19 protein-coding genes are annotated in these 20,607 nt (G+C 60.1%); 4 read left to right on the top strand and 15 right to left on the bottom strand.

The genetic code is table 11. From position 1 onward, the window contains the following. Positions 1–63 precede the first annotated feature (63 nt). Positions 64–1,548: a peptidoglycan DD-metalloendopeptidase family protein gene (locus J2T09_RS13345; protein ID WP_306835432.1), complete on the bottom strand. Its 1,485-nt coding sequence runs from the start codon at positions 1,546–1,548 to the stop codon at positions 64–66. On the opposite strand from J2T09_RS13345, the gene J2T09_RS13340 reads away from it, so the two are divergent. After that, complete coding sequence (locus J2T09_RS13340; RefSeq protein ID WP_306835431.1) at positions 1,541–1,675, top strand: hypothetical protein; 135 nt, start codon at positions 1,541–1,543, stop codon at positions 1,673–1,675. The genes J2T09_RS13345 and J2T09_RS13340 overlap by 8 nt on opposite strands. A gap of 163 nt (positions 1,676–1,838) precedes the next feature. On the opposite strand, the gene J2T09_RS13335 is transcribed toward J2T09_RS13340, so the two are convergent. From J2T09_RS13335 to J2T09_RS13280, 12 genes are all read right to left on the bottom strand, one after another. After that, the gene (locus J2T09_RS13335; protein WP_306835637.1) at positions 1,839–2,480 is read right to left on the bottom strand and encodes a protein-L-isoaspartate(D-aspartate) O-methyltransferase; all 642 of its coding nucleotides are present in this window, start codon (positions 2,478–2,480) and stop codon (positions 1,839–1,841) included. 42 nt (positions 2,481–2,522) lie between these two features. Next, entirely contained in the window at positions 2,523–3,281 is a 759-nt protein-coding gene (gene surE / locus J2T09_RS13330; RefSeq protein ID WP_306835430.1) for a 5'/3'-nucleotidase SurE, read from the bottom strand. A 10-nt stretch (positions 3,282–3,291) separates the two neighbouring features. Further along, a complete protein-coding gene (serS, locus tag J2T09_RS13325; protein ID WP_306835429.1) occupies positions 3,292–4,572 on the bottom strand; it encodes a serine--tRNA ligase in 1,281 nt (426 codons plus the stop codon). A 101-nt stretch (positions 4,573–4,673) separates the two neighbouring features. After that, positions 4,674–5,501 carry a twin-arginine translocase subunit TatC gene (tatC, locus tag J2T09_RS13320; protein WP_306835428.1) on the bottom strand — a complete coding sequence of 276 codons (828 nt, stop codon included), beginning with the start codon at positions 5,499–5,501 and terminating at the stop codon, positions 4,674–4,676. Continuing rightward, positions 5,498–6,268 carry a Sec-independent protein translocase protein TatB gene (gene tatB / locus J2T09_RS13315; protein ID WP_306835427.1) on the bottom strand — a complete coding sequence of 257 codons (771 nt, stop codon included), beginning with the start codon at positions 6,266–6,268 and terminating at the stop codon, positions 5,498–5,500. Before tatB ends, tatC begins: the two co-directional genes overlap by 4 nt. A gap of 56 nt (positions 6,269–6,324) precedes the next feature. Continuing rightward, the gene (locus J2T09_RS13310; protein WP_306835426.1) at positions 6,325–6,534 is read right to left on the bottom strand and encodes a twin-arginine translocase TatA/TatE family subunit; all 210 of its coding nucleotides are present in this window, start codon (positions 6,532–6,534) and stop codon (positions 6,325–6,327) included. Positions 6,535–6,710: 176 nt separating this feature from the next. Beyond that, on the bottom strand, positions 6,711–7,361 hold the full coding sequence (gene scpB / locus J2T09_RS13305; protein WP_306835635.1) for an SMC-Scp complex subunit ScpB: 651 nt from the start codon (positions 7,359–7,361) through the stop codon (positions 6,711–6,713). A 79-nt stretch (positions 7,362–7,440) separates the two neighbouring features. Continuing rightward, positions 7,441–8,280: a segregation and condensation protein A gene (locus tag J2T09_RS13300; RefSeq protein ID WP_306835425.1), complete on the bottom strand. Its 840-nt coding sequence runs from the start codon at positions 8,278–8,280 to the stop codon at positions 7,441–7,443. Positions 8,281–8,303: 23 nt separating this feature from the next. Next, entirely contained in the window at positions 8,304–9,320 is a 1,017-nt protein-coding gene (nagZ, locus tag J2T09_RS13295) for a beta-N-acetylhexosaminidase (RefSeq protein ID WP_306835424.1), read from the bottom strand. A gap of 108 nt (positions 9,321–9,428) precedes the next feature. Then, positions 9,429–12,386, bottom strand: a complete 2,958-nt coding sequence (locus J2T09_RS13290) for an SPOR domain-containing protein (RefSeq protein ID WP_306835423.1) — start codon at positions 12,384–12,386, stop codon at positions 9,429–9,431. A 68-nt stretch (positions 12,387–12,454) separates the two neighbouring features. Beyond that, positions 12,455–14,212 (bottom strand): arginine--tRNA ligase, encoded by a 1,758-nt coding sequence (argS, locus tag J2T09_RS13285; protein WP_306835420.1) that lies wholly within the window; start codon positions 14,210–14,212, stop codon positions 12,455–12,457. 60 nt (positions 14,213–14,272) lie between these two features. Beyond that, a complete protein-coding gene (locus J2T09_RS13280; protein WP_306835419.1) occupies positions 14,273–15,490 on the bottom strand; it encodes a deoxyguanosinetriphosphate triphosphohydrolase in 1,218 nt (405 codons plus the stop codon). A gap of 146 nt (positions 15,491–15,636) precedes the next feature. On the opposite strand from J2T09_RS13280, the gene erpA reads away from it, so the two are divergent. The 3 genes from erpA (at position 15,637) to J2T09_RS13265 (ending at position 17,645) form a co-directional block, all read left to right on the top strand. Then, positions 15,637–15,981 (top strand): iron-sulfur cluster insertion protein ErpA, encoded by a 345-nt coding sequence (gene erpA / locus J2T09_RS13275; protein ID WP_306835416.1) that lies wholly within the window; start codon positions 15,637–15,639, stop codon positions 15,979–15,981. Between the two features lie 77 nt (positions 15,982–16,058). After that, positions 16,059–16,847, top strand: a complete 789-nt coding sequence (gene xth, locus J2T09_RS13270; protein ID WP_306835414.1) for an exodeoxyribonuclease III — start codon at positions 16,059–16,061, stop codon at positions 16,845–16,847. Positions 16,848–16,868: 21 nt separating this feature from the next. Next, positions 16,869–17,645 carry a hypothetical protein gene (locus tag J2T09_RS13265; RefSeq protein WP_306835412.1) on the top strand — a complete coding sequence of 259 codons (777 nt, stop codon included), beginning with the start codon at positions 16,869–16,871 and terminating at the stop codon, positions 17,643–17,645. A gap of 102 nt (positions 17,646–17,747) precedes the next feature. On the opposite strand, the gene exoR is transcribed toward J2T09_RS13265, so the two are convergent. Both exoR and J2T09_RS13255 read right to left on the bottom strand, forming a co-directional pair. Beyond that, entirely contained in the window at positions 17,748–18,542 is a 795-nt protein-coding gene (gene exoR / locus J2T09_RS13260; protein ID WP_306835410.1) for an exopolysaccharide production regulator ExoR, read from the bottom strand. 588 nt (positions 18,543–19,130) lie between these two features. Beyond that, positions 19,131–20,411: an OmpP1/FadL family transporter gene (locus J2T09_RS13255; RefSeq protein ID WP_306835407.1), complete on the bottom strand. Its 1,281-nt coding sequence runs from the start codon at positions 20,409–20,411 to the stop codon at positions 19,131–19,133. Positions 20,412–20,607: the final 196 nt, after the last annotated feature.

The raw sequence follows: 20,607 nt of genomic DNA, 5'->3' as shown, positions 1-20,607 counted from the left end.
ACACCAGACGCAAAAAAGCCCGGCACTGCCGGGCTTTTTCGTACAACCTTGAAACGCACTACATTATTCAAGGAAAGTGATCGGGTTGACCGGGGTCGCATCCTTGCGAACCTCGAAATGGACCTGCGGACGCTTGGCATCGCCGCTCATGCCGGAGGCTGCGAGCGTCTGGCCGCGCTGGACCTTCTGGCCACGGCTGACATTGATGCTGCCCGCGTGGCCGTAAACGGTGACCTTGCCGTCGTCATGGCGCACGAGAACTGTATTGCCGAGCTGCTTCAGGCCGTTGCCGGCATAGATGACCACGCCGTTTTCGGCGGCCTTGATCGGCGTGCCTTCCGGAACGGAGATATCGATACCGTCATTGCGGCTGCCGTTGACGTTAGCACCGTAACCGGCAACCACCGCACCATTGACCGGCCAGCGATACTTGCTGATGCCCGTGGACGCAGGCGAGATCGATGCAACGTCCGATTTCTTCTCGACATCAGAAACGCTCGCGGTGGCGGCCGGCGCCGGCTCGGTGGGCTTGGCGGCCTGCTGCGGAGCAACCGATGCCGTTTCGACCTTGGCCGGTGCAGCCGGCTTTGCAGCAGCCGGCTGGGCCGGGATCGACGCAGTCTTGAGCGTATCGGAACCTGCACCCGGCAGCGTCAGCGTCTGGCCGATGCGGATGTTTTCGGTCGAAAGATTGTTGGCAGCCTTCAGCTGGTCGATCGGCGTGCCGGTGGCGCGCGAGATCTTGGCAAGCGAGTCACCCGGCTTCACCGTGTAGGTGCCGCCGACAGGCTTGCCACCACCGGAGGGCGGCGTCAGCTTGCCGACTTCGCCCTGCGCCTTGTCACGAGCGGCCTGTGCGCCCGGCAGGACGGCAACCTTCTGCTCGGATTGCTGCTGCGGCAGCGGCGTCTGGCCTTCGCGGGCAAGATCCGTACCGTCGGCTGCGGCCTTCGCGACGTTGCGCGGCGTGCCATAGGTCGGAATGATAGCGATCTGGCCGGCCTGAACCCTGCCACCATTCGCCTTCAGGATTTCCTTCTCCGGAACGCCATAACGCTTGGAGAGCGAGGCAGCGCTTTCGCCGGGACGAACCGTGACCTTCGGTGCATTGGCCGTCGTCCAGCCGGATGTCGATTTCGTGGTATTGGTCACGACATTGTTGGCAGACGGCGCGCTGAGCGAACGCGGCGCAAGGCCTGCGCTCTGGTTGCCCGGCATGGGCTGCGCCATGGCCTGCTGGCGATTTGCCGGCTCAGCGCTTCCCGTCGGGGCAGCGAGTTCGGAACGCTGGATGCTACTCGGGGCAGACGCCGCACGGGCCGGCGACATGCCGCCGCCGTAACCGCCATTGTTCTGATAACCGCCGTTACCCTGATAACCGGCATTGTTCTGGTAGCCACCATTGTTCTGGTAACCGCCGCCATTGCTATACTGATTGTTGTTGGCCATCGGCGCGGACATGCCGCCGCCGTTCAGATCCCCCTGCGGGATCGGAGCCTGACCATAGGCACCACCACCCTGCCGCTGCGGGATGGATGCCGTGGACATGTTGTCCGTTTTGGAAAACAAATTATCGAAGCGTGTCGCGTCAGAGCTGCAGCCCGTTGCGGCGCTTGCCAGCAAGGCCAAAGCAGCAAACCGCAAGCTCGATTTTCCGACTTTGTATGAACTCTGAAAACGCATGACTGACCTACTCGTGACGCAACCAAGTGATAGTCATTAAAGCGCGTTAGTCTTACCGTCGGGTTAAAGCCGGCGAAAACTCAGTTTATTTTTTGTCAAATTGCTAACCATGTCGCCGCGATTGCGACAAAGGCTCGGAGCGCCGCCCTCTGAAATTAAAGCTGGGCGGCAGTGTGCGGCACGAGCGGCAGGTAGGGAACAGTGAAAAGATCCTCGCGTTCGAAACGGCTGCCGGTCTTGGTCAGGCGCACCATCATGCAGGTCTCTTCGTCCATCATCAGCGGTGCGAGCATCGACCCGCCATGGGTCAATTGATCCGCATAAAACCTTGGCATCGTTGGGAAAGCAGCCGTTACCAGAATGCGGTCGAACGTGCCCTCGCCCGGCATGCCATTGCCACCATCGGCCTGACGGATGACGACACCGCGAACGCCAAGCGAATCGATACGCCCTTGCGCCTGGGTGACCAGCGTCTTGTAACGTTCGACGGAAAGAACACGCTCGGCCATGCGACCCATGACGGCCGTCATGAACCCGCTGCCTGTGCCGATTTCGAGCACACGCTGACCGGGCTTGACCTGAAGGCGGGCAAGGATGCGCACCGCCAGATCCGCTCCCTCCATGAAGGAGCCGCAGTCGATCGGAACGGTGCGACTGGAATAGGCGGCTTCGGAATATTGCGCCGGAACGAATTGCGAGCGCGGCGTCTGCTCGACGGCCGTCAGGAGATCGAGGTCGGAAATACCCTCGGCCCTGAGACGCAGGACAAGCGCCGCAAAACCTTCCTTCTCGACCATTCCCGGCTTCAAGCAGTTACTCCGTTACAAAACCAAAGGGCCTTAGCCCAGAACCTTCGTCAACTGATCCTGCACCGAATAATCGGTCAGGTCCAGCTTCAGTGGCGTCACCGAAATTCGGTTCTCGCGAATGGCATAGAGATCGGTGCCCTCGCCCGGACGACCGGCGCGGGACGCGAAATAAAGCCAATAATACGGGAAACCGCGGCCATCCTTGCGCTCGTCGACGGACAGGTCGAAATCGGTCTTGCCCTGCGCCGTCACCTCGATGCCGGTGACTTCGTCCGGCGTGCAGGCCGGGAAATTGACATTGAGCAGCGTGCCGGCGGGTACTTCGGCTTCAAGCAGTTTACGGATCACACCGACGGCATGCGCTTCGGTGGTTTCCCACGGCACAACCTTGGCACCATCCTGCTTCACATACGCCTGGCTGAGCGCGATCGAACGCACGCCCTGCAGCGTGCCTTCCATGGCACCCGCAACCGTGCCGGAATAGGTAACATCGTCGGCGAGGTTGGCACCGACATTGACGCCGGAGAGAACCAGATCGGGTTTAGCCCCCATGACCTGACGCATGCCCATGATGACGCAATCGGTCGGCGTGCCGCGCAGCGCGTAATGCCTGTCGCTGATCTTGCGCAGCCGCAGCGGCTCCGACAGCGTCAGCGAATGGGCAAAACCGCTCTGGTCGGTTTCCGGCGCGACGATCCAGACATCGTCGGAAAGCTGGCGAGCAATCCGTTCGAGAACCGCGAGGCCTTCTGCATGGATACCGTCGTCATTGGTCAGGAGAATGCGCATTTGTCAGGCCTTATGCTTTTTCGATTTTTGTAAGGCCGCCCATGTAGGGCAGAAGTGCATCCGGAATTGTGACAGAACCGTCTTCGTTCAGGTAATTTTCCAGAACCGCGATCAGGCAGCGACCGACAGCCGTGCCCGAGCCGTTCAGCGTGTGAACGAAACGGGTCGCCTTGTCTTCCTTGCCGCGATAACGCGCATTCATGCGACGGCCCTGGAAATCACCGCAGACCGAGCAGGACGAGATTTCGCGATAGGCGTTCTGGCCCGGCAGCCAGACTTCCAGATCGTAGGTCTTGCGCGCGCCAAAACCCATGTCGCCGGTGCACAGCGTCATGGTGCGGAAATGCAGACCGAGGCGCTTCAGCACCTCTTCGGCGCAGGCGGTCATCCGCTCATGCTCTTCCAGCGAGCTTTCCTGATCGGTGATCGACACGAGTTCGCATTTCCAGAACTGGTGCTGGCGCAGCATGCCGCGCGTATCGCGACCGGCAGAGCCTGCTTCCGAGCGGAAGGACGGCGTCAGCGCGGTGAAGCGCAGCGGCAGCTTTTCCTGATCGAGAATTTCGTTCGACACGAGATTGGTCAGCGTTACCTCGGCAGTCGGAATAAGCCAACGGCCATCGGTGGTCTTGAACAGGTCTTCCGAAAATTTCGGCAGCTGGCCAGTGCCAAACATCGCCTCGTCACGCACCATCAGCGGCGACGATACTTCGGTATAGCCGTGTTCGCCGGTATGCAGGTCGATCATGAACTGGCCGAGCGCACGCTCGAGACGCGCCAGCTGGCTGGTCAGCACAGTGAAGCGCGAACCCGAAAGTTTGGCCGCGCGGTCGAAATCCATGTAACCGAGGGCTTCGCCGATTTCGAAATGCTCCCTGGCGACGTGGTTCCAGCGCGGCTTTTCGCCGACAACGCGGGCAACGACGTTGCCGCCTTCATCTTCGCCGACCGGCACGTCATCGTGCGGAATGTTGGGAATGCGCGATAGCATGTCGTCAAGGGCAGCGCTGACTTCGCGCTCTTCCTGCTCGGCTTCAGGCATGGCGTCCTTGATCGTCGCCACTTCGGCTTTGAGCTTTTCCGCCAGTTCCATGTTCTTCTGCGCCATGGCGGCGCCGATTTCCTTGGAGGCGGCATTGCGACGGGACTGCATGTCCTGCAGGCGTGCAATCACCGCGCGGCGCTTTTCATCCAGCGCTACGAGGGATGCGGCCTGCGGCTCGGCGCCACGCTTGGCAAGGGCTGCGTCGAGCGCCTGCGGGTTCTCACGGATCCACTTGATATCGAGCATCGTCGTTCCACGTCATCGGTCTGGGTATCGGTATGGGCCGCGCCAGCCGGCTCGGCCGTGAGTTTTGCTCCGGCCTGAGCTGAACAGTGTTCCGGAACGAATTAGGCCTTGTCCGCTTGGGAAACGTCAGAGCTGTCGCCGGATTCAGCCAATTCCTGATCCTTGCGCTTACGCTCCACGAGTCGTGCGGCATAGATGGAAATCTCGTAGAGAAGGATCGTCGGCAGCGCAAGACCGATCTGGGACAGCGGGTCCGGCGGCGTCAGCACGGCTGCGACGACAAACGCGATGACAATCGCGAACTTGCGCTTCTCACGCAGCCACTCGCTGGTCAGAAGGCCAACGCGGGCGAGCAGGGTCGTGACGACCGGCAGCTGGAACACCAGGCCGAAGGACACGACCAGCGTCATGATCAGGCTGAGATATTCCGAAACCTTCGGCAGAAGCGAAATCGCCACGCCGCCTTCTGTTGGCGCCTGCTGCATGGCCAGGAAGAACCACATGACCATGGGCGTGAAGAAGAAATAGACGAGTGCTGCGCCGAGCAGGAACAGGATCGGTGAAGCGATCAGGAACGGCAGGAAAGCCGCCTTCTCGTTCTTGTAGAGGCCCGGTGCCACGAACTTGTAGAGCTGCGAGGCAATGATCGGGAATGCGATCACCAGCGCGCCGAACATCGCCACCTTCACCTGCGTGAAGAAAAATTCCTGCGGCGCGGTATAGATCAGCTCGGACTTCGACAGGTCGAGACCGGCCCACAGCACAGCCCATTTGTAAGGCTGAACGAGGAAATTGAAGAGCGCCTTGGCAAAAAAGAAGCAGACGAGGAATGCCGCAAAAAATGCGGCCAGCGACCAGATGAGCCGCGTGCGCAGCTCCATCAGATGTTCGATCAACGGCTGTGGCTTGTCGTCGATATCGCCGGTCATGCTTCATCCTTCGGCGCGGCCGCCTTTTTGGGTGCGCGCGGTGTCTTTACTGCGGCCACTGCCGTGTCCGGCTTTGCGGCTTTCTTGGCGGGCGCCTTGGTCGCGGTGGCTTTTGCAGATGCCGGCTTTGCGGCGGCTTTGGGAGCAGAAGCGCCTGTCTTCTTCGCGACCGGCTTGACCGGAGCCTCGGCGGTGACAGGCGTCTCGGCCTTGCTGCGCGAAGCGCGCGGCTTGCGGACGGGAACTTCCGGGGCGGAGGTCAATGTGTCCGGCACAGCAGAGCTCGCGGCAGGCTTGGCCGGCGCTGCTGCAGCCGTGGCAACGGGCGCAGCAGCAGCCGTGGCCGCAGGCTGAACCGGTGCTGTCGCCGTCTGCGGGGTAGCCACGTCGGCGGCTTCATCCGCGTTCTCGCCCGTCAGTAACGGATCGTCAGCCGACGTCACGCTGTCTGCGGGCTTTGGCACCGCAGTCGCCTTCTGAAGGTCATCGCGAATCTCCTGCCCCATCTGGCGCAGGGGATTGATGGCATCGCGCAACGCATTGGCGGGGTTCAGGCTCTTGGCGTCAGAGATCGTCTTACGCACATCGTCCATGTCCGCTTCACGCAGCGCCTCATCGAACTGGGTGCGGAAATCGCCGGCCATCTTGCGCAGATTGCTCGTCATTTTTCCGAACGCCCGCAACATGGGGGGCAAATCTTTCGGCCCGACCACAACGATCAGGACGATCGCTATGACCAAAAGCTCGGTCCAGCCGATATCCAACATTCACAAGGCTCCCGCCGCTTCGCGCCCGCAATCCGCTGAGCCCGAAGCCATTTCGCTTACTTGGTCTCTTCGGCCTTGTGGTCGACGGTACGGCCATCAACGGTCTTGCCGTTATCCGCAGGAGCGTCGTCGTCAGCCATGCCCTTCTTGAAGCTCTTGATGCCCTTTGCAACGTCACCCATCAGGTCCGGGATCTTGCCGCGACCAAAGAAGATCAGCACGATGACCAGAACGATCAACCAATGCCATACACTGAAAGTACCCATTATTTAACTCCATGGATCGCGCGGCAACCGCGCATTAGGCCCGATGTAAGCTTATTATCGCGATTTTTCAAACACGAAATCGGTCCATACACCGCGTAAGGGGCTTCTATGTGAGCCAACCGATAACGACTGCGTCATCAAAGCCGCACCGGGCGGCAGCCTTACCGGTCGCATGGTCAATCGTCACCGCCGCTTGGCGCCAGAAGGCCGAGCTCCTCCAGATCCAGCTGGGTGATCGGATCCTCGTCCTCGGTCAGGTCATCGCCCATTGAGGGAACCGGAATATTGAAGTTCGGCGGAATACGGCCGGACAGCAGCCCTGCCCCCTTCAATTCCTCAAGGCCCGGCAGATCGCGCAGCTCCTCCAGACCGAAATGGTCGAGGAAACTGATTGTCGTGCCGAGCGTCACCGGACGCCCCGGCGAACGGCGACGGCCACGAAAACGCACCCAGCCCGCTTCCATCAGCACGTCTAGCGTACCCTTGGAGGTCTGAACACCTCGGATTTCCTCGATCTCGGCGCGTGTCACCGGCTGGTGATAGGCAATAATCGCCAGGACCTCCAGCGCGGCCCGCGACAGCTTCTTCACTTCCGTCTCATCACGGCGGATCATGAAGGACAGGTCGGCGGCCGTGCGAAATGCCCAGCGATCTTCGACGCGCAAAAGATTGACGCCACGGCCGGCATAAAACGCGGCAAGCTGATGCATCGCCGCGGCCACATCCGTGCCACGCGGCAGGCGGTCGGCAAGATAGGCTTCGGATACGGGCTCTGCAGAGGCGAAGACCAGCGCCTCCACCGTGCGCTGGATATCGAGATCGGACATGGTGAAGCGCGCGACCTCGCCCTCCCCGCTCTCTTCGTCCGGTTCCGGCATCAAGAATTCCTTGGTTCCCGCCTGCACTCTACTTCTCCTGTGAGGCCGGCCTTACCGGCGCTGGATTTTTCTGCCCCTGACGCATGTAGATCGGCTGGAATGCGCCATCCTGACGGATTTCCAGCTTGCCCTCACGCACCAGCTCCAGAGAAGCGGCAAAGGCACTGGCCGTCGCCGTTATCCGTTCTTCTGCCGGCATATATTGCAGGAGATAATCCTGCAGCGCCGTCCAGTCTCCGATCTCGCCGATCATGTCGGTGAGCAATTGCCGGGCCTCGACCAGCGACCACACCTTTCGGCGCTCGATCGTCACCTGCGTGACCGCCTGCCTTTGCCGCAGATTGGCATAGGCCGACAACAGATCGTAGAGGCTGGCATCGAAGGCAGATTGGCTGCGCTGCGGAATATGTTCAGGTGCACCACGCACAAAAATATCTCGGCCAATGCGGTTCCGATTGACCAGCATGGTCGCCTGCTCGCGCATCGCCTCCAGCCTTTTCAGCCGGAAGGCCAGGATCGCGGCCATTTCCTCACCTGTCGGGCCATCATCACCACGGACCTGTTGCGGGATCAGCAGCTTGGATTTGAGATAGGCAAGCCAGGCCGCCATCACCAGATAATCGGCGGCCAGTTCGATGCGCACTTTTCGTGCGCTTTCAATGAACAGCAGATATTGCTCGGCCAGCGCCAGCACGGAAATCCGCTGCAGATCGACCTTCTGGGTGCGGGCGAGATGCAAAAGCAGGTCGAGCGGGCCTTCGAAGCCACTGACATCAATCACAAGTGCGGGATCGGTGACCGCACGGTCCTCCGCATCCTGCCAGAGCTTTTCCATCGGCGTGGCGCTCTTCGATGTATCCGTCGCCATTCGCCTCTCCTGTGCCGCGGCCTTTACGATGCCGGCAGCAGTGACCAGAATTCCGCCCGGATCGCCGCTTCATCGGCAGAATCGGGTGTCTTGAAACCGGCCTCGACCGCCTTAGCGCGCCGCAGGGCTTCACCAGCCAGCAGCGGCACCTCGGCCACGACCTGTTTCATTTCCTCCATCACGCCATTGCAATGCAAGACAATATCGCAGCCGCCCGCGACAATGTTTGCGGCGCGTTCGCCAAGCGTGCCCTTCAGAGCGTTCATGGAGCTGTCGTCGGACAGCAGCAAGCCGTCAAACCCGATCGTGCCGCGAATGATCTCGTCGATCACCTTGCGGGACGTCGTCGCCGGCCGTTCCGGATCGAGCGCCGTGAAAACGATATGTGCGCTCATCGCCATCAACTCGTCCTTCATGGCGACGAAGGGGCGGAAATCATGCGCTTCGAGATCTTTGCGCGAGACGGTCACCACTGGCAGTTCGTGATGCGAATCCGCCATGCCGCGACCATGGCCGGGGATGTGCTTCATGACCGGCAACATGCCGCCGGCCTTCAGGCCTTCCGCCGCAGCCTTGCCCATCTCGGCCACCGTCACCGGATCGAAACCGTAGGCACGGTCGCCGATCACATTGCTCGCGCCTTCCACCGGCACATCCAGCACCGGCAGGCAATCGACATTGATGCCGAGCTTCATCAGATCAAAGGCGTGCAGGCGCGACATCAGCCAGGCGGCGCGCAACCCCTTGTCCCGGTCAGATCGATAGATATCGCCCAGCACCTGCGCAGACGGATATTTTTCGATCATCGGCGGACGAATGCGCTGCACGCGTCCGCCTTCCTGATCGATCGAAACCGGCGCGTCCGGCCGCCCCACCGCATCCCGCATGGCAGCCACCAGATCCTTGATCTGCTGCGGCTCCTGAAGATTGCGGGCAAACAGGATGAACCCCCATGGCCGTTCGGCCTTGTAAAGGGCAATCTCGTCATCGGTCAGGGTGGTCCCGGCACAGCCGAGGATCATTGCTTTTGATTCGCTCATGGCAATGAGCATAATGGCCGCAACAGGAAATGCGAGCGCCCTTGCATTGCCCTGAAACGCGAAACGGGGCCTTTCGGCCCCGCTCCTGATCTTGACGTTTCACTTCGGTCAGCGTGCAACGAGGCAACTGCCGCCGGCGGAACGATAGCGTTCGCAAAGCTGCACGGCTTCATCCTTCGAGCCGGCCGGAATACGGACACGGTAGAAGGTACCCTTGCCGGCAATAGCAGCAGCCTTGATATCGACGCCGCGGCCACCGATGACGTTACCGAACTTGTTCGACAGGTTCTGGTAGGACTTCTGGGCATCGGCCTGCGACGGCAACGAGGCGACCTGGATGAAATAACCACCCGGGCCAACGGCGGCCGCCTGCTGTGGCGATGCCGAAGCCTGCTGGACATTGCCGCGATCGGATACCGACGCCACGACATTGACCGGCTGGTCAGCCGGACGCGATGCCGGAACCGGGCGTGCCGGAGCGGCAGCCGCCGGTGCACTGGCGGTCACGACCTGAGCCGGAGCGGCAGGCGCCTGCGGAGCACTCATCGGAGCGGGCTGCGTCGCCGACTGGGCCGGAGCGACCTGAGCGGCGCGCGGAGCGGTGGTCGGCTCGGCAAGCGCAGGCTGGGCCGGCAGCTTTTCCGGAACGGACGTGCGGATCGGGGCCGATGCCTGCTGGACCGGAGCTGCCGGGGCAGTCACTTCCTGTTCGACCAGCGTGCCATCCGGACGCACGACCATCGTGCGCACCTTGCGGGGCATCACGCTCACGGGATCGCCTTGCGTCGCTGCATTTGCCTGCTGCGGCAGAAGACGTTCGTCCTGCGTGTCCAGATTTTCAGTCATCGCCTCTTCTTCACCCTGCAAAGGCAGGTTGTCGGAAGTCAGCGTGCGCTGGACAACGTCCATCGGCTCTTCATTGCTGGAAATCAGCGTTTCCTGACGCGGCGCGTCATTGGCACCACCGGCAACACGTTCATAAACGGCCTTGTCCTGGTTCGGCACGGTCTTGCCGCCCGGATTTTCAGGAGCAACCTTGACCGGATCCTTGTCGGCGGCGATGACCAGCGGCGCGCCGCTCTCCGCCTTGCCGGGAAGACCGCTGGCATAATAGGCATAAGCGGAAAGGCCACCCATCAGCAGAACACCGACGATTGCGGCCGGGGCACCCCAGCGGATCGGACGGCGCGCGACCGGTGCCGCGTAACCATCATCACCTTCATCGGCAAGTCGGCCATTGTCCGGCAACGGGTTGGACAGGCTGCGGCGGAAATCCTCTTCCAGAGCGCGTTCGAAATCATCGAGATCGGCATCGTAGGAGGATTTTGCAGGCGCGGCTGCAGCAGGCTGTTCCGGAGCAAGTGGAGGCGCGATGGTCGGTGTTGCACGCGGCATCGGCTGACGTGCCTGCGTTGCATTCTGCGCAGCCGCAGCACTGCCGCGCACCAGAGATGGCGCGCTCGCAGGACCTGCCTGCAACAGATTGGCCAGTTCGGCATCCAGATCGATATCGAAATCCGGATCATGCTTGGCAGCAACAACCGGCTCTTCCACCGGCAGTTCCGGCACATCGACCTCGCCCATGCTTTCGACATGCTCTTCGCCATCGGCGATCAGCGTGGGGTCGAAATGGTCGGCATCGAATTCCGGCACAAACGCCTCGACGGACGGGGCGACGGCGACGGGAGCAACGGTTGCAGGCGCGATATTCGCCGAAGCATAAGCGGCGGCTGGCGCATAAGCCGAGGCCTGCGGCGCAGAAACCGGTGCCGGACGATAGGCGGGCGCCGGCTGGCTTGCAGCATAGGCAGGCGCGGAAGGTGCCGGTGTCGCGACGGGCTGAGCAGCAGCAACAGGTGCCGGCTGGTCATTGCCCAGCGACATGTCGGAGAAATCGAGGTCCAGATCATCGAGCGCCAGCTCGAAATCGTCGTCGATCAGATCGGCATCGGTTGCCACCGGCTTTGCAGCCACCGGCTGCTGTGCAACCGGCGCAGGAACCGTCTTTTGCGAGGAGAAATGATCCACATCGTAGACCATTTCTTTCAGCTGCGAGAACGGCGCTACAGGCTCGGGCTTGGCCTCGAATGCAGGTTCTTCACGAACCGGTTCTGCACGCATGGGCGCTTCGGCGACAATCGGTTTTGGCGATTCGAAAGAGGGAAGCTCCGCCGGCTTTTCAGCGACAGGCAATGCGACCGGCTTGTTTTCGACGGGTTCGAACCCCTCGCCGGTCAATTCGCGCTCAAGGCTGCTCCAGATCGATTCGTTCGACGCGGCAGCCGTTTCCCTGACCTGTTCCACAGGCTGGACAGCGGCAACAGGCGCAACAGCCACCTGGGCTGGCTCCACCGGCGACGGGCGATAGGCCTGGCGCGGCGCAATATCGACGCGCTGGAAATTGGCGATCGGCATGCGAAAGCCCGGCGTGTAACCCTTTTCGACAGGGCGCGGCGCAGGCTCGGCTTGAACCGGAGCCTCGACGGCAACCGGTACGGGCTGCTGGATCGGCTCGACCGGAACGGGTTGGGCTTGTGCGTATTCAGGCTGCTGGTATTGCGGCTGAGGCGTCGGAGCCAGCGACGATTCCAGTTCGGCAACCAGATCCGCATGGGAAAACTGCGGCCGCTGCTGGATCGGCATGGCCGGCGCGCCGGCGGTCAGATCGAACGGCAGATGCTGAAGCGGCGGCGACGCGCGCTCCACCGTCGGCTGGGCCGGCTGGAACGCCGGCTGCTCAAATGTCGGCTCGGCGGCAACCGGACGCGGCACATCCACGACCGGTGCATCGAACACAGGCTCCGGCTGACGTGGCTGCGCGGACGCTGCGACGGAACCGACATCGTTTGCAGGGTCGAGGCGCGGAGCGTCGTAACGCTCGAACTCGCGCATCAATTCGTCTTCGAGATTAAACTCGGGTTCACGGCGCGGTGCCGCAGCCTGAGCAGATGGGCGCGCCGATCTGTCCTCGTGACCAACGATCCGGGCGAGTTCCGCCAACGGGTCGTCTTCCGCAAAGATATCCGGGCCATCGTGCCGGCCGAGTGCAAGGTTGTTGTCTGCCATTCCCTCGTCCACTTACCTACGCGTAACAATTGCATATGCCAGCGCAATATGGGGAAATGGTGGCAATCCTACCGCATTTCTACCGGAGCGTCAGTGCCCGCTATGGCGAGCCCTGACTTCAACACGGAAGCAACGGCATGCACCAACCCCAGTCTGGCTATACTCGATTCTCGTGTTTTGTCGTTAATAAATCGTAAGTCTACGTTTTGATTGCCTTTGGCCCAGTGTCCGTGGAAGGCACTGGCGAGGTCATAGAGATAGAAAACAACGCGATGCGGCTCCTGCGCAAGCGCTGCCGCCTCGATGATCCGCGGGTATTCGGAGAGCTTGGCAACCAGCTGCAACTCGTTCGGATCGGTGATTCCGGCGACCGAATCGGCGAGATTGAGCGAATCGATATCGAGATCCGGAAACGCCTCGCGGGCCTGCCGGAAGACCGACATGCAGCGGGCGTGTGCATACTGCACGTAGAAGACCGGGTTGTCCTTCGACTGTTCCGTCACCTTGGCGAAGTCGAAATCAAGCGGTTCGGAATTCTTGCGATAGAGCATCATGAAGCGGACACTGTCCGAACCGACTTCGTCCACCACTTCACGCAGGGTCACGAAGTTGCCCGAACGCTTCGACATCTTCACCGGCTCGCCGTCACGCAGAAGGGAGACCAACTGGCAGAGCAGCACCGTGAGCTTCGACTTGCCCTCGGAGACGGCCCGCGCCACGGCTTCCAGCCGCTTGACGTAACCGCCATGGTCGGCGCCGAGCACATAGATCATCTCTTCGAAGCCACGATCGAACTTGTCCTTGAAATAGGCAACGTCGGCCGCAAAGTAGGTATAGGAGCCATCCGACTTGATCAGCGGACGGTCCATGTCATCGCCCACTTCCGTGGAGCGGAACAATGTCTGTTCGCGATCTTCCCAGTCTTCCGGCAACTGCCCCTTCGGTGGCGGCAAAGCGCCACGATAGACATGGCCCTTGAAGGTCAGGTCGTTGATCGCCGTGCGGATCTTCTGGGCACCCTCGGCATGCAGAGTGCGTTCGGAAAAAAACACGTCGTGATGAACGTTGAGAGCGGCGAGATCCTCGCGAATCAACGCCATCATCGCATCAATCGCCCTGTTCTTGACGATCGGCAACCAGTCTTCCTGCGGCATATTGTGCAGACGCGTGCCGTATTCCTTGGCCAGCTCCTGCCCCAACGGCACAAGGTAGTCACCGCCATACGAATCTTCGGGCCACTCGCCGATCGTTTCGCCAAGCGCCTCTCGATACCGCAGGAATACCGACTTCGCCAGCTTGTCGATCTGGCCGCCGGCATCGTTGATGTAATATTCCTTGGTCACGTCGTAACCGGCAAAACCCATCAGGTTGGCGAGCGCATCACCAACCACGGCGCCACGGCAATGGCCGACATGCATGGGTCCGGTCGGGTTGGCGGACACGAATTCGACATTGACCTTCTTGTTGCCGCCAATCTGCGAGCGGCCGTAATTAGTGCCCTCGCTGATCATGACGGCCAGCACGCGCTGCCAGTAGCCGGTAGACAGACGGATATTGATGAAGCCGGGGCCTGCCACCGACACTTCGCTGACATCGGCATCAGACCGCATCGCCTCGGCAATCAGGTCAGCCAATGCACGCGGATTGGTGCCGAGCGGCTTGGCCAGCACCATGGCGGCATTGGTCGCGACATCGCCATGGCTCTGGTCTCGCGGCGGCTCGATGGTGATGCGGCCGAAATCCAGCTCGGCGCGCTTTTCCTTCACGATATCCAGCGTTTCCAGGGCGGCTTTGATCCGCAGGTCGAAATCGGCAAAAAGGTTCATCGTCTACAATCCGCGCGGCAGGCCGTGACCTCCGCGATAAAGGTTCATGTGGCGGGGTGCCTAACGCAATTCGGGGGTACGGTCAAACAGCCGCTGATGGGCTTTCACCGCATAAGTGTCGGTCATGCCGGCCAGATAGTCACCGACATGGCGCGCCCTTGCCGCCTCGCTGAGGTCGGGCATCTGGCTGACCCAGTAGTGGCTCTGCATCTCCTGCGGCGCCACCATATAGGCGCGGAAGAGGTCGCAGACGATATCGGCGGCGCCGGCGCGGATGCGCATGATATCCGGATGGTGATAGATCCGGCTGAACAGCATTCTCTTGATCTGGCGATCGGTCTCGGCCATCTCTGTGGAAAAGGTCGCGACGGCCTGATCGGCGCCGCGAATGTCTTCCGCGCGCTGCGGCTTCAGCTTCGCCAGACGCTCCTGCGCCACGCCGATGACGTCCTCGACCATATGGGTGATCTGCCGACGCATGATTTCATGGGCAAAACGGCTGGGCTCGAGGTTCGGATAACGGTCACGCACCTCGCGCATCATGCCGGCAAGGAACGGTACGTCCTCCAGCATGTCCAGCGTCAGGAAACCGGAACGCAGACCATCATCGATATCATGGGTGTTGTAGGCTATATCGTCGGCGATCGCCGCCACCTGAGCCTCAAGGCTGGCAAAGCTTGCAAGCTCCAGATCGTGGATCTCGCAATAATCGAGGATCGGCTGCGGAACCGGCCCCTTGATGCCCTCACCCGCCTTGGTCATCATCGGGCCATTATGCTTGACGAGGCCTTCGAGGCTTTCCCAGGTGAGGTTCAAGCCGTCGAAATCGGCGTAACGGCGCTCCAGCTTGGTGACGATGCGCAGCGACTGGGCATTGTGGTCGAAACCGCCATAGGGTTTCAGCATCTCGTCCAGCGCATCCTCGCCGGTATGGCCGAACGGCGTGTGACCAAAATCGTGAACCAGCGCCACGCCTTCGGCCAGATCCTCATCCACCTTCAAGGCGCGTGCCAGCGCACGGGCGATCTGCGCCACCTCGATCGTGTGGGTCAGACGGGTCCGGTAATGATCGCCATCGACACCGATAAACACCTGCGTCTTGTGTTTCAGGCGGCGAAACGCCGTCGTGTGGACGATACGGTCGCGGTCACGCTGGAATTCAGAACGCGTCAGGCTCCCTCCCTCGGGAAACAGCCGGCCACGCGAACTCCAAGGGTCGGCAGCGAATATCGCCCGCTCGCCACTTCCAAAACCCAGACTGCGTGTATCAATCGTCATTCAAAAGCCTTCCCACACGGCACTAATCCGCAAACACGACAACGAAGCATTGACGTGTCATTTAACCCTTCATACCTATAGTGCAACAAGCAGCAATTGCTGATGACGACAATCTCGCCGGACCTTCAATCCGGAAGGAGCCAGAAATGACGACCGCCACGACAAGCACAGATGTCACCCTTTCCGATGCCGCCGCCAAGCGCATCGCCCAGATCGTCGGCGCCGATGCCGGCAAGCAGGCACTGCGCGTGTCCGTCGAAGGTGGCGGCTGTTCCGGTTTTTCCTACAAGTTCGACCTCGTGGAAGACCAGTTGGACGACGATGTCGTGATCGCCAAGGGCGACGCCAAGGTTCTCGTGGACAGCATGTCGCTGATCTACATGGCCGGTTCGGAAATCGATTTCGTCGATAATCTGCTCGGCCAATCGTTTCAGATCAAGAATCCGAATGCTGTCGCAAGCTGTGGATGCGGCACGAGTTTTGCCATCTGAGGCACGGCTGAAAGTCTTTTTCCTTCCAATGCGCCGGCCTTGCGATAAAAAGGCCCGAACGGAAGGAAATCTGGCCCATGAAAATCGCGACCTGGAACATCAACGGCGTCAAGGCACGTATCGATAACCTGCGCGCATGGCTGACCGAGTCTGCGCCGGATATCGCCTGCCTGCAGGAGATCAAATCCGTCGATGAAGGTTTTCCACGCCTCGAGATCGAGGCGCTCGGTTACCATGTCGAGACCCACGGCCAGAAGGGTTTTAACGGCGTCGCGATCCTGTCGAAGATCAAGCCTGACGAAGTGATGCGCGGCCTGCCGGGAGACGACAGCGACGAACAGTCGCGCTATATCGAGGCGGTGTTTTCCGTGCCGGGCGGCTCAATCCGCGTCGCGTCGATCTACCTGCCCAATGGCAACCCTTCCGACGACCCGGTCAAATACCCTTACAAGCTCGCATGGATGGAACGGCTGCGCCTGCATGCCGCCAATCTTCTGCTGCTGGAAGAGCCGCTGATTCTCGCCGGCGACTACAATGTCATCCCCGAACCGCATGATTGTTTTGATCCAGCCGTGTGGGCCACTGACGCGCTGTTCCTGCCGCAGACCCGCGCCGCCTTCCGCCGCCTGGAGGCACTTGGCCTGACCGACGCCGTGCGTGCCACCACGGATGCGACAAAACTCTATACGTTCTGGGATTATCAGGCCGGTGCCTGGCAGAAGAACAACGGCATCCGCATCGACCACCTGCTTCTGTCGCCGGAAGCCAGCGACCGGTTGAAATCGACAACTATCGAGAAGACCACCCGCGCTTGGGAAAAACCCTCCGACCACGTGCCGGTATCTGCCGAATTCGATTTCGCCTAAGTCGCGATACGGAGCGACTCAATGCGCTTCTACCTCCCCAAATTTAAGCTCGCAGCCTCACAGCCGCCTCAGGATCGCCTCGTGTCGAAACTCGGCGGTAGCCCTTGGGGCTTTCCAGAATCGCGCTGGTCGACCTGCAGCGATTGTGGCCACCCAATGAGCATGGTGGCGCAACTCGAACACGCACCGCCGATGATCGATATCGGCGTCTCTGGCAGCGTGCTGCATCTCTTCTACTGCGCCAATCTGCTCTGCATGAGTTATGGCGACCCAAGCTCGTGCGAGGCGGTCATTCTCACCTGCGAGGAAATAGGAACGGGACTAACCGAACAACCGCTGAACAAGGACGGCGAACGGGTTGTCAATGACGAGATCTGGATTTCCGGCTGGGATGCATATGACGACATCGTAACGGCGGAGCAGATCCCTTCATTCTATGACGAGCAGATTTATACGAGCCTTCCGGAAGATACGGCTCATCCCTACGATTTTGATCTTGCCTGGCATACGAAAGCCGGCGGTGTCCCGTACTGGACCGGTCATGGCGTGACGCTCGACCCGGCTCATACGCCCTGCCCGTCTTTCGAGCTTCTGCTGCAGTTGCACGAAACGGTCTATCTCGAAGGTGAAGTGGCGATCGAGGAACTGGCAGACGCGTCAATCAACCTCTACCAACACGAAAGGTTCGGAGAAGCCTCCTATTGCGTCAATTTCGCAAATCTGGGAACAGGTACGGGATTTGTCTTCATCAATCGCACAGCTAGCCCTCCCTTGGTGAGATGGCACTGGAGTCCATGACCTTCACGTATATCCAAAAGCATCGAGATATCTTCGCTTAACGAAAATTGGGGCCCCACGGGCCCCATTCTCGTCTTCATTCCTGCATCTCTTTGAGCAGAATCAGTCGCCGCTGCGCTCGAGGCTCTGCGCCAATGCCACGGCATTGCGACGGTCGTTTTCCGTCGACAGCGAGAAGGCATCTTCCTGCATCTGCTGCATCCAGGGGCAGTCCTTCTTGCTGCAGCGATCGAGCGCTGCCGTCATGAAGGCGAGGCCGCGCAAGGTCTGCCCCTCATCGAAGAGGACATTGCCGAACACTGCCATTGCGCCGGCATGACCGCTCTTGCGGGCCTGGTTCAGCCATTTCTTGGCCTGCTGCACATCGGCGCGACCGCCCTCGCCTGCCAGCATCATCCGGGCAAGCCGGAACTGTGCCTCGGCGACGCCGAATGCGGAAGCTGCCTGAAAATAGAGCTGGCGGGCCTGAAAAAGGTCAGCCTTCACCGGCGTGCCGGTGATACCGTCGCGATAATAACCGGCCAGAGCCATGAGCGCGTTGATGAAGAAGCCGGTATCTTCCGAGCCGGGCTCCACGCCCTGGCTGGCGATGTCGCTATAGATTTTGAAGGCCTCAAAATCGTTCTGCACGACGCCATCGCCATAGGCATACATGTTGGCAAGCGCCCAGCGCGAACCGGTATGGCCCTTTTCGGCGGCATAACGATAGGCTTCGACGGCATCCTTTTTCTGACCGTTCTTGTAGGCCTTGAAGCCGAACTTAAAGAGGTCGAAAGGACCGGATTCCTTGTTGACGCCGGCATTGATGTCGAAAGCGAATGCCGGGGCAAGCGGGGCTGCGGTGAGTGCAAGGCCGATCAGAACGGCGCGGAGCGAGAATATATCAGACTTCAGCATGGGTCAGACTTCTTCCGACTCGCGAATGTCCGGGCGCAGCGAAACGCCACGCTTTGCCGGTGAAGCGGCGGCTGCACCCAAAGCGGGTCTACAGTCCCATCCCATGCTCATGCCGATACTCCAATACACACTCTGGCCCCTACGCTCAGGATGGAAACGGTCGTGTCCGACCGACGCCTTCCAGGGGAGTTGCACTCTCGTTCTATCGGCAAAACAATAATCTTGGTTTTCGGCAAGACTGCGACCTTGAGCCGCATTAGCAAGCATGAAAACGCCACCGAGGGTCGCAGAAGCCTGCGCGCCTTGATTCAATGGCATTTCTTTCGAATAACCGCCCATGTTTCCCCGACTACGAGCCCCGCCCCCGAGGTCCGCAAATTTCGTTGCCACTATCGCTGCGCTCTGTTTGTGGCGGGAAATGGACAAATTCCACCACAAAGATGCTGGCGATAATCGTTGCAGACAGATGTTGCCAAATCGTCACATTTACACTGTGTATTCCGACTATTTGTCATTATTTTCTGCGTGCGAAAAAGGCCCGGCAAGAACCGGGCCTTCGTTTCCATTTCAGGCTGATGCAGCCGAAATTTAAAACTTTACCTTAACCGAGGTGGAGATTGCCGCGACGAGATCGTTGCCGAAGTCGTAGTGGACGTCGTCACCGGCCGGCTCGCCGTTGATCATTACCTCGCGTGATGAACCGCTGGTCAGAATACCGAGAACGCCTGCCAGACGGAATTCGACATTCTCGGTCGGCGTATAGGACACGCCCGTTCCCACTGTCCAGGTATCGGTCTGTGTGCCGAACCCTTCAGATGTGCCCCGATCCCAAGTCAGCGAGACGGCGCCGCTCCACTGGTCATTAAACTTGTGGCCAATACCGCCACTGACCGTCCAACCGTCCCGGTAACCCAGATCAAGAGAGGTTGCGGTGAGAGTGGGGCCACAAAGAAGAGGTGATGCAGGATCGTTACATCTGAAACTAACCCTCTGCAGCTGGCTCCAGTCTGTCCACTTCACTGAGCCGAAAGCAAGCCAATCCGGCGCGATACCGGACTGGACCTTCAACTCGAGGGAATCTGGCATCGCCTGCGATCCGAAAACCGGCAGAACGAGCCCTCCTACGGGAGCAGGAACCTGGGTCAGATTAAGTGTCCCAGTAATATTATCCAGCTTCACTTCACTGTTATAGACGAGGCTCGCACGTAGTGCGTATTCAGGAATCTCATACGCTACACCAGCGCGCCAACCCCAACCGTCTCCCTCAAGATCCAGACGACCAACGCCAGACAATGGCGCCAAACCTGTCAGATCCTGAACAAGCCGCTCTTTAAACCCATAGACTTCCTGGTAGAAGCCACCGCCTATTACGCGAAGTTGGCCCGGCCCGACATCGAACCTATAAGAACATGTTAGCGCATAATTGCGGCTTTCAACTTTCGTCTCGATATTTTGGTTGGCACCAGCCCAATTTCGTCCCGGCTTCAGATGCGCGCCCCATGGCTGCGAATAATCGAACATGCAGTCCGTGTTTTCGTAGCCGACTTTGACGCCAAGGCGCGTGCTCCAGTAGTTCTCGCTGTCGTTCGCAGAATTTGGAAGACCATTAAGGTCGCCACCACCGAAACCAGGCCCTGTTCCATTTCCTGGAAAGGCAGCAGAAGTTGTATCTACATCCTCGACGTTTTTAAGCTTGCGCTGCGGCGCAACGAACGTCGTCGCCGCTTCCACAGCCACCGAAGACGGATCGAAAAGCAGATCGATATTATAACCGCCGCGTTCAAGGCCGCCCGCAAAAACAGGCGCCTGTGCAGCCAGCAAACCGCCGGCAGCAAGGACAATCGTGGCAGTCTTTTTGTTGAATGTCATAAGAACCCGCTCCTCCCAGCAAGTGATGGGAATCAGTGTGATGCAGTCCATGCCAAATAACAACTTTGCGTGACATACGGAATATAGCCACCTGCAACCGAAACTTTGACGTGGGCATCTGAACAGCGGGTCAATTCGGCACATATGCGAAATTTCATTTTAACATACCGCAATAATACCGGTCCTTTTAGAATTT

Source organism: Neorhizobium huautlense, from assembly GCF_030811685.1.
Lineage (GTDB): Bacteria > Pseudomonadota > Alphaproteobacteria > Rhizobiales > Rhizobiaceae > Neorhizobium > Neorhizobium huautlense_A.
This window is presented reverse-complemented; position numbering and strand designations above follow the sequence as displayed.

Bases quoted from the DNA above. Each gene is read 5' to 3' on its own strand.
- J2T09_RS13345 (WP_306835432.1), bottom strand. From the start codon at position 1,548: ATGTCCACGGCATCCATCCCGCAGCGGCAGGGTGGTGGTGCCTATGGT.
- J2T09_RS13335 (WP_306835637.1), bottom strand. From the start codon at position 2,480: ATGGTCGAGAAGGAAGGTTTTGCGGCGCTTGTCCTGCGTCTCAGGGCC.
- surE (WP_306835430.1), bottom strand. From the start codon at position 3,281: ATGCGCATTCTCCTGACCAATGACGACGGTATCCATGCAGAAGGCCTC.
- serS (WP_306835429.1), bottom strand. From the start codon at position 4,572: ATGCTCGATATCAAGTGGATCCGTGAGAACCCGCAGGCGCTCGACGCA.
- tatC (WP_306835428.1), bottom strand. From the start codon at position 5,501: ATGACCGGCGATATCGACGACAAGCCACAGCCGTTGATCGAACATCTG.
- tatB (WP_306835427.1), bottom strand. From the start codon at position 6,268: ATGTTGGATATCGGCTGGACCGAGCTTTTGGTCATAGCGATCGTCCTG.
- J2T09_RS13310 (WP_306835426.1), bottom strand. From the start codon at position 6,534: ATGGGTACTTTCAGTGTATGGCATTGGTTGATCGTTCTGGTCATCGTG.
- scpB (WP_306835635.1), bottom strand. From the start codon at position 7,361: ATGTCCGATCTCGATATCCAGCGCACGGTGGAGGCGCTGGTCTTCGCC.
- J2T09_RS13300 (WP_306835425.1), bottom strand. From the start codon at position 8,280: ATGGCGACGGATACATCGAAGAGCGCCACGCCGATGGAAAAGCTCTGG.
- nagZ (WP_306835424.1), bottom strand. From the start codon at position 9,320: ATGAGCGAATCAAAAGCAATGATCCTCGGCTGTGCCGGGACCACCCTG.
- J2T09_RS13290 (WP_306835423.1), bottom strand. From the start codon at position 12,386: ATGGCAGACAACAACCTTGCACTCGGCCGGCACGATGGCCCGGATATC.
- argS (WP_306835420.1), bottom strand. From the start codon at position 14,212: ATGAACCTTTTTGCCGATTTCGACCTGCGGATCAAAGCCGCCCTGGAA.
- J2T09_RS13280 (WP_306835419.1), bottom strand. From the start codon at position 15,490: ATGACGATTGATACACGCAGTCTGGGTTTTGGAAGTGGCGAGCGGGCG.
- erpA (WP_306835416.1), top strand. From the start codon at position 15,637: ATGACGACCGCCACGACAAGCACAGATGTCACCCTTTCCGATGCCGCC.
- xth (WP_306835414.1), top strand. From the start codon at position 16,059: ATGAAAATCGCGACCTGGAACATCAACGGCGTCAAGGCACGTATCGAT.
- J2T09_RS13265 (WP_306835412.1), top strand. From the start codon at position 16,869: ATGCGCTTCTACCTCCCCAAATTTAAGCTCGCAGCCTCACAGCCGCCT.
- exoR (WP_306835410.1), bottom strand. From the start codon at position 18,542: ATGCTGAAGTCTGATATATTCTCGCTCCGCGCCGTTCTGATCGGCCTT.
- J2T09_RS13255 (WP_306835407.1), bottom strand. From the start codon at position 20,411: ATGACATTCAACAAAAAGACTGCCACGATTGTCCTTGCTGCCGGCGGT.